General features: G+C 52.7%; 14 protein-coding genes and 1 pseudogene. 4 read left to right on the top strand and 11 right to left on the bottom strand.

Features of this window, described 5'->3' with window-relative positions; all coding sequences use genetic code 11:
• Nucleotides 1-143: 143 nt before the first annotated feature.
• From Q7O77_RS07860 to hxpB, 4 genes are all read right to left on the bottom strand, one after another.
• Complete coding sequence (locus Q7O77_RS07860; RefSeq protein ID WP_304165432.1) at nucleotides 144-1535, bottom strand: L-cystine transporter; 1392 nt, start codon at nucleotides 1533-1535, stop codon at nucleotides 144-146.
• Between the two features lie 115 nt (nucleotides 1536-1650).
• Complete coding sequence (locus Q7O77_RS07855) at nucleotides 1651-2253, bottom strand: metal-dependent hydrolase (protein ID WP_304165429.1); 603 nt, start codon at nucleotides 2251-2253, stop codon at nucleotides 1651-1653.
• Nucleotides 2254-2454: 201 nt separating this feature from the next.
• Nucleotides 2455-3471, bottom strand: coding sequence for an alcohol dehydrogenase AdhP (adhP, locus tag Q7O77_RS07850; RefSeq protein ID WP_304165434.1), 1017 nt, complete (start codon nucleotides 3469-3471; stop codon nucleotides 2455-2457).
• Between the two features lie 242 nt (nucleotides 3472-3713).
• Nucleotides 3714-4379, bottom strand: a complete 666-nt coding sequence (gene hxpB, locus Q7O77_RS07845) for a hexitol phosphatase HxpB (RefSeq protein ID WP_304165425.1) — start codon at nucleotides 4377-4379, stop codon at nucleotides 3714-3716.
• 207 nt (nucleotides 4380-4586) lie between these two features.
• On the opposite strand from hxpB, the gene Q7O77_RS07840 reads away from it, so the two are divergent.
• Complete coding sequence (locus Q7O77_RS07840; RefSeq protein ID WP_085652496.1) at nucleotides 4587-5135, top strand: YniB family protein; 549 nt, start codon at nucleotides 4587-4589, stop codon at nucleotides 5133-5135.
• A 33-nt stretch (nucleotides 5136-5168) separates the two neighbouring features.
• Here the strand turns inward: Q7O77_RS07840 and Q7O77_RS07835 are convergent, their stop codons facing one another.
• The 5 genes and pseudogenes from Q7O77_RS07835 to Q7O77_RS07815 all read right to left on the bottom strand — a co-directional run.
• On the bottom strand, nucleotides 5169-6041 hold the full coding sequence (locus tag Q7O77_RS07835) for a fructosamine kinase family protein (RefSeq protein WP_304165421.1): 873 nt from the start codon (nucleotides 6039-6041) through the stop codon (nucleotides 5169-5171).
• 203 nt (nucleotides 6042-6244) lie between these two features.
• Complete coding sequence (locus Q7O77_RS07830) at nucleotides 6245-7084, bottom strand: metal ABC transporter permease (protein WP_304165418.1); 840 nt, start codon at nucleotides 7082-7084, stop codon at nucleotides 6245-6247.
• Nucleotides 7081-7941 (bottom strand): metal ABC transporter permease, encoded by an 861-nt coding sequence (locus tag Q7O77_RS07825; protein ID WP_304165415.1) that lies wholly within the window; start codon nucleotides 7939-7941, stop codon nucleotides 7081-7083. The genes Q7O77_RS07830 and Q7O77_RS07825 overlap by 4 nt, the downstream gene beginning before the upstream one ends.
• Nucleotides 7938-8843, bottom strand: a complete 906-nt coding sequence (locus tag Q7O77_RS07820; RefSeq protein WP_085652492.1) for a manganese/iron ABC transporter ATP-binding protein — start codon at nucleotides 8841-8843, stop codon at nucleotides 7938-7940. The genes Q7O77_RS07825 and Q7O77_RS07820 overlap by 4 nt, the downstream gene beginning before the upstream one ends.
• A pseudogene (locus tag Q7O77_RS07815) lies at nucleotides 8840-9673 on the bottom strand (metal ABC transporter substrate-binding protein); the annotation flags it as partial. The pseudogene Q7O77_RS07815 and the gene Q7O77_RS07820, both read right to left, overlap by 4 nt.
• A gap of 856 nt (nucleotides 9674-10529) precedes the next feature.
• Between Q7O77_RS07815 and Q7O77_RS07810 the strand changes: the two are divergent.
• From Q7O77_RS07810 to rlmA, 3 genes are all read left to right on the top strand, one after another.
• On the top strand, nucleotides 10530-10664 hold the full coding sequence (locus Q7O77_RS07810; RefSeq protein WP_085652505.1) for a DUF2627 domain-containing protein: 135 nt from the start codon (nucleotides 10530-10532) through the stop codon (nucleotides 10662-10664).
• A gap of 22 nt (nucleotides 10665-10686) precedes the next feature.
• Nucleotides 10687-10896 (top strand): transcription antiterminator/RNA stability regulator CspE, encoded by a 210-nt coding sequence (cspE, locus tag Q7O77_RS07805; RefSeq protein WP_005968829.1) that lies wholly within the window; start codon nucleotides 10687-10689, stop codon nucleotides 10894-10896.
• Nucleotides 10897-10962: 66 nt separating this feature from the next.
• Nucleotides 10963-11802: a 23S rRNA (guanine(745)-N(1))-methyltransferase gene (rlmA, locus tag Q7O77_RS07800; RefSeq protein WP_304165275.1), complete on the top strand. Its 840-nt coding sequence runs from the start codon at nucleotides 10963-10965 to the stop codon at nucleotides 11800-11802.
• 51 nt (nucleotides 11803-11853) lie between these two features.
• Here rlmA and mntP read toward each other — a convergent pair whose 3' ends face one another.
• On the bottom strand, nucleotides 11854-12429 hold the full coding sequence (gene mntP, locus Q7O77_RS07795; protein ID WP_304165273.1) for a manganese efflux pump MntP: 576 nt from the start codon (nucleotides 12427-12429) through the stop codon (nucleotides 11854-11856).
• Between the two features lie 387 nt (nucleotides 12430-12816).
• Nucleotides 12817-13009, bottom strand: a 193-nt coding sequence (locus Q7O77_RS07790) for a DUF986 family protein (protein WP_304165270.1), incomplete at its 5' end; no start/stop codon positions are given.

Here is a 13009-nt window from a genome sequence, read left to right as displayed (position 1 = left end):
GATGAAACGGGGCATGTCCTGAATAAAGGCTTCCAGAGCTGTCAGGAATACGATACCCACCCTCAGAGTTAATGCAGGACTGAGGAATAAAAAAGCCGAACATCATGTTCGGCTTTTTCGTTTTTAAACGCGTGCTATCAGACTTATTGCTGCTTTAATTCAGCGTTTTCCTGTGAATTGAATACCTGCTTGTCAGTTTGCTTGAGTAACTGGCTGGTTACCGTTCCTGCCGTCATAGAGCCGCTGACGTTCAGCGCGGTGCGCCCCATATCAATCAGCGGTTCGATCGAGATAAGCAGTGCCACCAGTGTTACCGGGAGCCCCATCGCAGGCAGGACGATCAGCGCCGCGAAGGTTGCGCCACCGCCCACGCCAGCGACGCCAGCGGAGCTAATGGTCACGATGCCCACAAGCGTAGCGATCCACACCGGGTCCAACGGGTTGATGCCGACCGTTGGCGCGACCATGACCGCCAGCATGGCAGGGTACAGTCCCGCACACCCGTTCTGGCCGATAGTGGTGCCGAAGGAAGCAGCGAAGCTCGCGATAGACTCGGGAATGCCGAGGCGTCGGGTTTGCGCTTCAATACTTAACGGAATCGTGGCTGCGCTGGAGCGGCTAGTGAAAGCAAATGACAGTACCGGGCCAACCTTACGGAAAAAGCGCGCAGGATTGATGCCGGTCACTGAGAGCAGCAGAGCATGGACGACAAACATGATGGCCAGCCCCAGATAAGAGGCAACCACAAAGCTGCCGAGCTTAATGATGTCCTGCAGGTTTGAGCTGGCCACCATCTTGGTCATCAGCGCGAGCACACCGTAAGGCGTCAGACGCATCACCAGCCGCACCAGCTTCATGACCCAAGCCTGAAGCGTATCAATGGCAATCAAAACCCGTTGGCCTTTCTCAGCGTCGTCTTTTAGCAGTTGGAGCGCGGCGACACCCAGAAAAGCGGCGAAGATGACCACACTGATGATGGCGGTCGGACTCGCGCCGGTGAGATCCGCGAACGGGTTTTTGGGAAGAAGCGACAGGATTAACTTCGGCACCGAAAGATCGGCGACTTTACCCGCATAGTTGCTTTCAATGGCTGACAACCGGGCCGTTTCCTGAGCCCCTTGTACGAGTCCCGAGGCGTTCAGCCCGAACAGGTTGGTGACGAAGACGCCGACCAGCGCGGCAATCAACGTCGTGAAAAGCAGCGTACCGATGGTCAGAAGGCTGATTTTCCCGAGCGATGAGGCATTGTGCAACTTGGCGACCGAACTGAGAATAGACACAAAAACCAGCGGCATCACAACCATCTGCAGCAGCTGGACATAGCCATTGCCGACGATATTGAACCAGGCAATCGACTGGGCAATGACCGGGGCGTTACTGCCGTAGACCAGGTGCATTCCCAAACCTAATACGACGCCGAGTACCAGACCCAGCAGGACTTTCTTCGCCAGACTCCAGCGTGCATTACCGCAGAAACTCAGCGCAATGAGCAGCAGGGCGAAAACGATAATATTCAGTATGAGCGGAAAATTCATCTCCACTTCTCCCTCGTTGGTTATCTTTTATCTTGCTCCCCGGCGTGGGGAGACAGGCGCGCTAGAATAGCAGGTCTTATCGGTGGGTGTTACCGGGAAACAGGGCAGGTTGCACCTAAAAACGCAGCAGAGTGCTGCGTTGCGGCGTGAGTAATTGGTGGAGCTGCAAACTGAGGCCCTGAAGCCATTTTGTTGGCTGCGGATAGTTCCAACTTTCCAGCGACCGTTGGGGCTGCCATAAAGACAAGATAATGAGGCCTGAACACAGCATTCGCTCAAGCTGATTGCCTTTTTGGCTTTGCAATATAGGGAAGCGAAATCGCCAGCGACACGGCCACAGCAGCGGCACGCCCGCGGACGTCAGCATATCGGCCACGATATGACTGAGGTAGCCCACGATCATGGCGTGGTAGACGTCGCCCGGAATGGGCCAACTTGCGGGGAGCTGAGTGTGGATAAAATACAGCCCGGCGATAATCGCCAACAGGCTATGGGTGAAGCCGCGATGTCCACACAGGCGCGCCACGGGAATGGATATCCACTTCAAGCGTTGACCGAGTACCGACTTGGGGTGGTCGATATCCGGCAGCAGAGACGTCAACATGGCCGCAGGAATGATGTGCCACCAGTCTCCGGCCGCAAGCGCGGGAGAAAGCTCTGCTTTTTTGGCGAATATGGCGCTGGCAACAGCGAATAGAAGGTGGCCTTCGGCGGTCATGCGATATCTCAGGAGGCTGTCATTTTATACAGTATAAAATAATGTGAGGAGAGGTGAAAGACGTGACGGCGTAACTCTTTGTGACAGCAAGCCCTGTTAACAGGCGCATTTGGGCAGATTTAGCGAGGCGGTCAGGGGAAAAGGGACGTCGAAGTGACAAAGATGAAATATCCCCGTGGCGAACCCACGGGGAAGTGATGATTACAACGCCATATCGACGACGATACGGCCTTCAATCTTACCGGCATGCATACGTGCGAAAATGTCGTTGATATTTTCCAGCGGTTCGACGGCGATATTCGCTTTCACTTTGCCTTTGCTGGCGAAATCCAGTGACTCCTGCAGATCTTTACGTGTCCCCACGATGGAGCCCCGCACGGTAATGCCATCCAGCACCATGTCGAAGATCGACAGGTCGAATTTGCCCGGCGGCAGACCGTTCAGCGCAATGGTGCCGCCGCGGCGGGCCATACCAATAGCTTGTTCGAACGCCTTCGGAGAGACAGCGGTGACGAGTACGCCATGCGCGCCGCCGATTTCTTTTTTCAGATACGCTACCGGGTCGGTGTTTTTGGCGTTGACGGTGACGGTCGCGCCAAGACGTTTGGCGAACTCCAGCTTGCTGTCGTCAATATCGACGGCGGCAACGTTCAGGCCCATCGCTTTAGCATACTGAACCGCCAGATGGCCCAGACCGCCGATACCGGAAATGACCACCCAGTCGCCCGGTTTGGTATCGGTCATTTTCAGACCTTTATAAACCGTCACGCCTGCGCAAAGAATCGGAGCGATTTCGTTAAACTCGACGTCGTCCGGCAGAATACCGACGTAATTGGCATCGGCCAGGCAATATTCAGCGAAGCTGCCATTAACGGAATAGCCGGAGTTCTGCTGTTTTTCACACAGCGTTTCCCAACCGTCCAGACAGTAATCACAGTGCCCACAGGCGGAATACAGCCAGGGAACGCCCACGCGATCGCCTTCTTTCAGGTGAGTGACGCCTGCGCCGATTTTCACCACGTGTCCGACACCCTCGTGGCCCGGAATGAAGGGCGGATTAGGTTTAACCGGCCAGTCGCCTTCTACGGCGTGGAGATCGGTGTGGCACACGCCGGTTGCGACAATTTTAACCAATATCTGACCTGGACCCACTTCCGGCACCGGCACTTGCTCGATCACCAGAGGCTGTCCAAAGGCTTTTGCGACTGCTGCTTTCATCATCATGAAACCATCTCCGTTGTATTGGTGGCATATCGATAGTAAGCGTAGCATATTGGTGAGATAAAAAATGTGAAAGAAGAAGCAAATTCATTCTCATTAACAGTTTGATATACCTGTTAAAACCGGTTTAGGCTACGGAGAACACATCCCTGCATTTTGTAAGGAAAAAAGGATGACGCGGTGCTGGAGATAAACGGGATGAACGGGTGCTCCAGACTGACGGAGCACCGCGATGTGGTTCAGGAGATGTGGGAGGCGGTCAGTTGTTGCAGCGACTCTAGTTTGACGTCAGCTAATGCCCAACGCGCGTCATTGCGCATCTCTGCCGCGGGAACGACGATAGAGCGCATGCGGGCGGCTTTGGTCGCGATCATGCCGTTGACTGAATCTTCCAGCGTGACGCAGGCGAGAGGGGAAACCTCCAGCGCTTGTGCGGCGCGCAGATAGACCTCGGGATGGGGCTTGCTGTAAGGCAGTTGGTCGGCGGACATCAGCGTGTCGAAGTAACCGCGCAGATTAAACATCTCCAATACCTGCTCCAGCATAAACAGCGGCGAGGCGGAAGCCAGTCCAATTTTCAGATTTTGACTGCGGCACAGCTGCAAAGCCTGTTCCACGCCCGGCAATAAAGGGCGTGTTTCTTCCACGCTCTGAATAGTGCGTTTGATGATGCGGGTGGTGACTTCTTCTTTACTGGGGCCTTTCCAGGGAGAATGCTGATACCAGAGCGCAACGACCATATCGATGCGAAGACCTAGCAGGTCCGGCATGCCGTCGGTTGATGACATATCCACGCCCAATCCGCTGATGATTTCATGTATGGAGCGCTCCCAGAATGGTTCGGAGTCAATCAGCAATCCGTCCATGTCAAAAATGGCCGCGTCGATGGGGTAAATAGCAGGCATAGGGTTGGGCTCCTGTGGTGGGGACAATCAAAGGGAGTGGCAATTATAAACCAGTTAGATGCTAAATCATTGCTTCAAAAGGTCATCCCTTAAGAAAACGTTGACTCAATGGAAACCTGAAGTACCCTGCTAACGGGTTTTTATGTGTCTACACTAAGTGTTATCTCATTGAGATATTTAGGCTGCGTCACTCATCAAGGGGAACTCATGACGTATCAACAGGCAGGCCTCATCGCCGTGGTTAAACGTATCGCGGGATGGATCATTTTTATTCCGGCCGTGCTTTCAACGATCATTTCTCTGGCGAATGTCATTTATGACTTCACGGAGAGGAAGCAGGGGATAAATGGGGTGATGCAGGACTTTTTGCATTTGGTTGTGGAAGTGCTTCGCTTCAACACACCGTTTCTCAACCTCTTCTGGTATAACTCGCCGGTGCCGGATTTTAGCCGCGTCTTTGCTTCGCCGACCATGATGTTCTGGCTCATTTATATCCTGATCTTTGTCGGGCTGGCGTTGCAGGTGTCCGGCGCGCGTCTTTCGCGGCAGGTGAAGCATATTCGTGAAGGTCTGGAAGACCAGATGATCCTGGAAAACGCCAAAGGCAATGACGGGAAAACGCGTGAAGAGCTGGAAACCCGGGTCAAACTTCCTCGTCACACCGTTCTGCTGCAGTTCTTCCCGCTGTACATTTTGCCGATCATCGTCGCCGCTATTGGCTATGTCGTGTTAAAAGTCATCGGTCTGATTGCCTGACGACGAGAATGGGAGTGGGCGAGGCCCACTCCGTCAACGCGAATCCGCGGTATGTAATTGGGCATCAATTGCCCGTTGAGCTTCCGCGATAAACGCCCCGCCAAAAAGATTCGCCCGATTAAGCAGCGTGTAAATCTGATAAATCGGCTGTCGTTCCACAAATCCCTTTTCCAGCGGCCAGACGTGTTGATAACCGTCGTAGATTTGCGGCGGTAACGCAGGCATCAGCGGCAGCATCGCCAGATCGCACTCCCGATCTCCCCAGTAGCAGGCCGGATCGAACAAATATACGCCGTTGGCGCTGTTTCCCCAGTTATTCGACCACAAGTCGCCATGCAGCAGCGAAGGCTGCGGCTGGTGGCCTGAGAGTTTTTGTTCTACGGCTGAAATCAACGTATCGATATCGCCGAAAGACATCCCTTTTTCTGCGGCCAACTGCAGTTGCCAGCCGATACGCTGTTCGGCGAAGAAGCTGGACCAGCGGCGCTGCCAGGCATTGGGCTGAGGGGTGGTGGAGAGATCGTTATCGAAGTCGAAACCAAACTGAGGTTGCTCGCTCCACTGATGCAGGCGTGCCAGCTGTTCGCCGAGGCGCCATGCGCCGTGCGCATCCAAGGGTTTAAATTCAATGTATTGCAGTAGAAGAAAGCTGACGTCACGATGGCTGCCGACGCCATACACCTGAGGAACGTGTACCGTTTCGCTGCGGGCCAGCAGCTCAAGTTGTTCCGCCTCCGCCCGAAATTTTGGCAACATTTCCCGGGTGTCGCTTTTGATGAAGACATCGTGCTTGCCGTAACGAAGATACCCTGCGGAATGAATCTCCCCGCCCGGCAGTTCCCTGCGATCCTGTAATTCTCCCGGCCCCAGGTGTTCTGCCAATAATTGACCGATCGAGTGCCACATAGAGAAACCTCCTGTTGGAATGATGCGCTATATCGTTACGTGTGTGAGTTGTGTCCTCTGAAATTTGTCACCGTCGGCCGTTGTTTCGATTTGAGCGGGCGGCGGGTAGGGTATTGAAGTGTTGTGGTTAAAAAAGAAGCGTAGGACTTACCATACCGCCAACCGCAATCTCTTGTCACGGTCGGCGGTCTGAATTTGTGCGATTAGGCGCTGACGCGCGGGCGGCGAGAACGTATTTGGTGGTAACTCAATGCGGCAGCAAACAAACATGCCTGAATAATGACGATACAAGGACCGGTCGCGCCATCGATATAAAAACTGACCAGCGTGCCTGAAACGCACGATAAAACCGATACGGCCGTGGCGACGAGCAGCATGCGGTCAAACGTTTTGCAGATCATATAAGCGATGATGCCGGGAGCGATCAGCATAGCGATGACCAGAATGACGCCAACGGCCTGCAATGAGGCGACGATAGTCAGCGACAGCAGGCATAACAGCCCATAGTGCAGCCAGGTTACCGGCAGTCCTATCACTCGGGCGTGGTTAGGGTCGAAGCAGTACAACATGAAGTCCCGGCGGCGCAGCAGCACGATGGATAGTGTGACGGCAGCGATAATGGCGATTTGCCACAGATCATCCGATGAAATCCCCAGCACGTTGCCAAACAGGATGTGAGAGAGATGCTGGTCGCTGTCGACGCGGGCAAACATCACCAGTCCCAGCGCGAACATACCGGAGAAAATAATCCCCATGACGGTATCCTCTTTCACCCGGCAGTGGGTTTTTACATACCCGGTGGCGACCGCGCAAAACAGGCCTGAGGCGAACGCGCCTATGGCCAGTGGAATGCCGAGCGAAAAGGCCAGCACAATCCCCGGCAGCACGGCGTGGGAAATCGCATCTCCCATCAGCGACCAGCCCTTTAGCACCAAATAACAGGACAGCACCGCGCAAACGGCGCCGGTGATCACCGCAGCCAATAGGGCACGTTGCATGAAGGGGTAACTCAGTGGGTCGATAATCCAGTGAAGCAAACTCATACGTGCTCTCCCCGGCTGGCCTGCCGCCGTTGGCGACGCGCGGCCAGCAGACCATGTTTCGGCGCAAACACAAAGGCGATCAGGAACACCAGCGTTTGTAGCGTGACAATGATGCCGCCGGTGGCGCCGTCGAGGAAGAAACTGACATAAGCGCCTATCGCACTGGTCAGCGTGCCCACCGCGATAGAGATCAAAATCAGGTAACCAAACCGGTCGGTCAGCAGATAGGCCGTCGCGCCCGGCGTAATCACCATCGCGATCACCAAAATCGCGCCGACGGTTTGTAGCGCCGCGACGGTACAGGCGCTCAACAGGGTAAAGAACAATATTTTCAGCCTCATCGGCGACAGACCGATCGAGCTGGCATGGTTTTCGTCGAAAAACACGGCCAGCAAATCCTTCCAACGCAGGCACAAGATAATGAAGGTGATAGTGATGATGACCAGCACTTGCAGGACGTCTTCATCGGCGATACCGAGAATATTGCCGAAGATAATCGACTGCACGTTGATGGATGTTGGGTTCAGCGAAATGATCAGCAGTCCGACGGCGAAGAAGGTCGAAAAGATAAAGCCAATGATGGCGTCTTCTTTCAGGCGTGTCAGGTGTTTGACAAATGTCATAGCCAACGCGGCCAGCATCCCGCTGAAAAATGCGCCAGCGGCATAAGGCAAGCCCAACGCATAGGCGCCGGCGACGCCGGGAACGACCGAATGTGACAGTGCATCGCCCATTAAAGACCAGCCCTTCAGCATCAGATAGGCGGAAAGAAATGCGCAGACGGCACCGACCATGCCACTGACCCAGATGGCTTTCAGCATATAGTCGTAGCTAAAGGGAAGGAGTAATTCGCTCATGGCGTTTTTTTCTCCCCCGGCAACTGGCTGAACGTCGGCGGATCGCTTTTCGTGGAGCCATAGAATACGGCCGGGCGCTCATCATCCGTCAGTACCGTGACACAGCGACTATCGTCATCATCGTGCAGGTGGGTTCCCCCCAAATTGATGTGGCGAAGTACGCCGCCGAAGGTTTTCTCCAGATTAGACTGGGTGAAGGTACTGTGAGTGGGGCCGGCGGCAAGCACTGTGCGGTTGACCAAAATGACGTGGTCGCAGAACTCCGGCACGCTACCGAGATTGTGGGTGGCGACGAGGATGAGATGTCCTTCAGCCCGAAGGGCGCGTAGCAGGTCGACGATGGCATTTTCTGTTTTAACATCCACGCCGGTAAACGGTTCGTCCAACAATAAAACGCGGCCCTGTTGAGCCAACGCTCTCGCGAGGAAAACACGTTTTTTCTGTCCGCCGGACAGCTCGCCGATTTGGCGATCTCGCAGAGCGGACAGCCCGACGCGCTCCAGCGCTTCCGCGACGAGGGCTTTATCTTTCGCCCCCGGTATCCGCAGGAAGTTCATCTTGCCGTAACGTCCCATCATGACGACGTCGGAAACGCGCACTGGGAAATTCCAGTCGACCTCTTCGGTTTGCGGTACATAGGCGACCAGGTTTTGTTTCAGGGCGACAGAGATAGGTTGCTGATTCAGCTGTACCGCGCCGCTGGTGGGTTTCACCAGCCCCATAATGCTTTTGAACAGCGTGGATTTGCCGCTGCCGTTGACGCCGACCAGCGCGCAAATTGTGCCGTCGGTCAACGAAAAAGAGGCATCATGGATGGCCTGATGGCCGTTGTTATAGGTGACGGAAACTGACTGTACGTCCAATGACAGCGGACCGAGCGCTGCTGCGGCTGATCGGCTCATCGTTCGAATCCTTTCGCTATGGTATCCACCGTAACGCGAAGCAGATCCAGATAACTGGGCACAGGGCCGTCCGGCGTAGACAGGGAGTCGACATACAGAACACCGCCATATCTGGCCCCGGTTTCCTTACTGACCTGACGTGCGGGCTTATCGGACACGGTGCTTTCGCTGAAAATCACCGGAATGTGCTTCTGACGAACCTGATCAATAACCCGGCGGACCTGTTGCGGCGAGCCTTGTTCATCGGCATTGATGGGCCACAGGTAAATCTCTCCCAGCTGATAATCTTTGGCGAGGTAGCTAAACGCACCTTCGCTGGTCACCAACCAGCGTTGATCCTCGGGAATGCGAGCGAGTCGTTCGCGCAGCGGGGCGTCAATGGCTTTGATTTTTTCGGCATAGACGCGGGCGTTCTCGTTATAAATCGCGGCATGGGTGGGATCGTACTTCACCAGCCCTTGTCGGATATTCTCAACATAAATCAGTGCGTTGGAAGGAGACATCCAGGCGTGAGGATTCGGATTGCCGTTGTAGGCGCCTTCTCTGATGGGGAGAGGTGTGATGCCTTCAGTTACCACCACGGCAGGCACGTTTTTGATGTTCTCGAAAAAGCGTGTGAACCAACGCTCCAGATTCATCCCGTTCCACAAAATTAGCTGAGCCGACTGGGTTTTGACGATGTCTCTCGGTGTCGGTTGATAATCGTGGATATCCGCGCCCGCCTTAGCGATGGAAACCACCGTAGCGGCATCGCCAGCCACGTTTTGGGCCATATCCTGAATAATCGTAGAGGTTGTGACGACACGAAATTTCTCCGCCGCGTGCGCGGGGGCTAAGGTGAATACACTGAAAAATATCCCGATGAGGGCATGAGACGAGAAGGCAAGACAGTTTCGGAACGGCTTCATTCGAGATCCTCAGAGGCTGACTTAATTGTTTAAATGATAATTGTTATCATTTAATGGATGGTATGATGCTCCCCGAAAGGTGTCAATCTCTTCAAATTCTGAACCATCGTCGGTCAGCAAACCCGACCAAAGCGCTCGTCGCAGAGGGCATCGGCATCCGATATGAGGTTAGCGCAAGATTAATGAATATCGTAAAATGTTACAATCTTTGTGTGGTTGTGGTGAGCCGATAGCCTCGGATGCAGAAGTCAGTCATTGGCCCCTGACCCCACAACAAGACGTCATCGCCGTCAGCGTCATGAAACTCACGAATCTAATGACACGGGCTTTTATAGCTCGTTATCGAAATGCGAGAATGTTGGCCTCAAAAGACATCGAGGGCATCAGGTGTGAGATGGAGTCGCGTATATAAGCAGACAAGGAAGTGGGGGGATGAATTAAAAACCAGAGGCTGAGTGTTAGCGCTTTTCGTGGCTGATGTTTTCATGTTCAATCACATTTTGTGGTCTTTCCCAATAATAAAAAATTAATTAATCAGGATGGTGGCGACCTCACGGTAGGGTGCCATAATAATGTTAGCCAAAGTAAGGTTATTCCGCGTATTCATTTTTATCATCAAACTGCGCACTAATAATGCCAGCTATTAGAAATAGATATGCGAATAAAGCATGAAATATACGAATTTGTGCGTCATGCCGGTCATTGGTAAAAAATGGCTTGCCAAGGATCACAGAGTATGTGATAACGCATTTGGATGAAACGAGGTTCAGTTCTGTATATGAATGGCATTTTCCGTAAAGAAGTCTTGAGTACTAACGTTCACGTTGAATACCACTTCTCTGTCGATCCTTACTTTGGTGCCTCTAGCAGCAACGACTCAAGTTTATCTGTACAACGCCCTCGGGCGGTCTAGAACGTTTAAAGGAAATATTGAAATGGCAAAGATTAAAGGTCAGGTTAAGTGGTTCAACGAGTCTAAAGGTTTTGGCTTCATTACTCCGGCTGACGGCAGCAAAGATGTATTCGTACATTTCTCTGCAATCCAGGGTAACGGCTTCAAAACTCTGGCTGAAGGCCAGAACGTTGAGTTTGAAATTCAGGATGGCCAGAAAGGTCCTTCAGCAGTAAACGTAACTGCACTGTAATTTACAAATTCTGCGTAATAAAACCCGCCTCGATGCGGGTTTTTTGTTTTTGTCGTAAGCCGAAGTATGCAACAAAAAGGTAACAAGATGTCGTCTGCGCCGTATCAATGTCCCCTATGCCATCAGCCCCTCCAACCAGAACCTTCCCGCTGGACCTGCGGACAGCACCATTTCGATCGCGCGAAAGAAGGGTACGTTAACCTCCTCCCGGTGCAGTTCAAACGCTCGAAACAACCCGGAGACAACGCGGAGATGATGCAAGCCCGTCGCGCCTTTCTGGATGCAGGCCATTATTTGCCCCTACGTCATCATCTTTGCGATGCGCTGACGAACCAACTGACGGGGCAGGTTGAGTCGGTGCTGGATATTGGCTGTGGCGAAGGGTACTACACCGATGCATTGTCATCGTGTCTGGCGGATGGTGGCGTACAGGTGTTTGGTTTAGATGTCTCGAAAGTCGCGATTCAACGTGCCGCTCGCCGCTACCGTCAGGTGAATTTTTGCGTTGCGTCGAGTCAGCGTTTGCCGTTCAACGCGCACTCATTAGATGCGGTATTGAAGATCTACGCCCCGTGTAACGATAAAGAGCTGGAGCGCGTCGTGAAGCCGGGCGGTGTGGTGATGATGGTCTCCCCAGGGCCACGGCATTTATATCAGCTGAAAGAACGCATTTATCGAGATGTAAAACTACATCCGATGAAGGAAGAAACGCTGGTGGGATTTGAGCTGGAGAACACGGAAACGCTTCGCTACACCTTATCGCTGACGGGAGAGGAAGCCGCGGCACTGTTGCAGATGACACCTTTTGCGTGGAAAGCGACGCCGGAGGTAATGGCATCACTAATGGCAGAATCGTTGTTTGAATGTGAAACGGATTTTCTGATTCGCACTCACCGCAAGTTGTAGCGGTAGTGGATAGGCAGGCGAGCGAAAGAGTCGCTACACCTGCCTTATCTATCAGGCCAGGCTGGACAGATGGCTGTAGAGAATATTACAGCCGATACCAATCAACACCACGCCTCCCATAATCTCGGCCTTTTTGCCGAGCAACGGTCCGACGTACCGGCCGATCATCATCCCGAAGGTCACCATGATCATGGTGGCGCAGCCAATCACCATCGCGGTGTGAACAATATTGACCTGCAAGAAAGCGAGTCCCACTCCTATCGCCATGGCGTCGAGACTGGTGGCGATAGCGGTGCAGACTAACGTGAAGAGACCGTGTTTGCGGATTTTTCCAGATTGAGACGAGGCGTCTTCACCTTTGAATCCTTCGACAATCATGCGTGCGCCTAGGATAAACAACAGGCTGAACGCGACCCAGTGATCCCACTCGATGATGAAGCGACTGGCGTAAAAGCCGAGGCCCCAACCGATCAAAGGCGTAATGGCTTCTATGAGACCGAAAATGAGTCCGGTACGGATGGCTTCGCTGAAGCGAGGCTTGTGTAAGGCGGCGCCTTTACCGATTGAAGCGGCGAAAGCATCCATGGACATGCCAAAGGCAAGAATTAAAGTTGCTGATAGATTCATTGTAAATAGCCTCGGCGGGGCGTTTCTCCATATCACGCTATCTATCCCCCAACCAGATAATAGATCGCGTGCATATGGTCTCGCCTGCCTGTCTGGCCGTTCGCACCACGTTTTAAGAAAAACGAGCATGTTGACACGAACATTCCTGATAAAAAGAGCGTCAGGAATTGGCTACTCCCCAAATGACCGCGCAACCTTAACATATTGTTTCCGGGCTAAACAACAATAAATATATTGAGGAAAACAAACGCAACTGATAATTATTTTCACCTTTGACATCTATGAAACAATTCAGATAAATGACAGCATAAATTGCATGGATAATAACCGGTAGAGATGGCGCTGATTATCTTTCAGTCATTTCTCATTTATTGGCATAATCTTAATTCATTGATTTTCAATCATAAAGTGATAGATTCTTTCCAAATCATCCAATTCTCTGACGCTGATTTTTAACGGTTTTTTCTCCAGGGAAATAACCAGAATACCGTCCTCAGATAACGTGATATTTTTTATTCTCCCATAAGAAATGAAGATATTCTCATAAAAGAAGCCTTCCGGTTTAAATAACAATTTTGGG

The organism is Lonsdalea britannica (assembly GCF_946477055.1).
GTDB classification, from domain to species: domain Bacteria; phylum Pseudomonadota; class Gammaproteobacteria; order Enterobacterales; family Enterobacteriaceae; genus Lonsdalea; species Lonsdalea britannica_A.
The sequence above is the reverse complement of the archived record's forward strand: the minus strand, read 5'-3'. Positions and strand labels throughout refer to the sequence as shown.

Coding starts and splice junctions, on each gene's coding strand:
- Q7O77_RS07860 (WP_304165432.1), bottom strand. CDS start 1,535: ATGAATTTTCCGCTCATACTGAATATTATCGTTTTCGCCCTGCTGCTC.
- Q7O77_RS07855 (WP_304165429.1), bottom strand. CDS start 2,253: ATGACCGCCGAAGGCCACCTTCTATTCGCTGTTGCCAGCGCCATATTC.
- adhP (WP_304165434.1), bottom strand. CDS start 3,471: ATGAAAGCAGCAGTCGCAAAAGCCTTTGGACAGCCTCTGGTGATCGAG.
- hxpB (WP_304165425.1), bottom strand. CDS start 4,379: ATGCCTGCTATTTACCCCATCGACGCGGCCATTTTTGACATGGACGGA.
- Q7O77_RS07840 (WP_085652496.1), top strand. CDS start 4,587: ATGACGTATCAACAGGCAGGCCTCATCGCCGTGGTTAAACGTATCGCG.
- Q7O77_RS07835 (WP_304165421.1), bottom strand. CDS start 6,041: ATGTGGCACTCGATCGGTCAATTATTGGCAGAACACCTGGGGCCGGGA.
- Q7O77_RS07830 (WP_304165418.1), bottom strand. CDS start 7,084: ATGAGTTTGCTTCACTGGATTATCGACCCACTGAGTTACCCCTTCATG.
- Q7O77_RS07825 (WP_304165415.1), bottom strand. CDS start 7,941: ATGAGCGAATTACTCCTTCCCTTTAGCTACGACTATATGCTGAAAGCC.
- Q7O77_RS07820 (WP_085652492.1), bottom strand. CDS start 8,843: ATGAGCCGATCAGCCGCAGCAGCGCTCGGTCCGCTGTCATTGGACGTA.
- Q7O77_RS07810 (WP_085652505.1), top strand. CDS start 10,530: ATGAATGGCATTTTCCGTAAAGAAGTCTTGAGTACTAACGTTCACGTT.
- cspE (WP_005968829.1), top strand. CDS start 10,687: ATGGCAAAGATTAAAGGTCAGGTTAAGTGGTTCAACGAGTCTAAAGGT.
- rlmA (WP_304165275.1), top strand. CDS start 10,963: ATGCAACAAAAAGGTAACAAGATGTCGTCTGCGCCGTATCAATGTCCC.
- mntP (WP_304165273.1), bottom strand. CDS start 12,429: ATGAATCTATCAGCAACTTTAATTCTTGCCTTTGGCATGTCCATGGAT.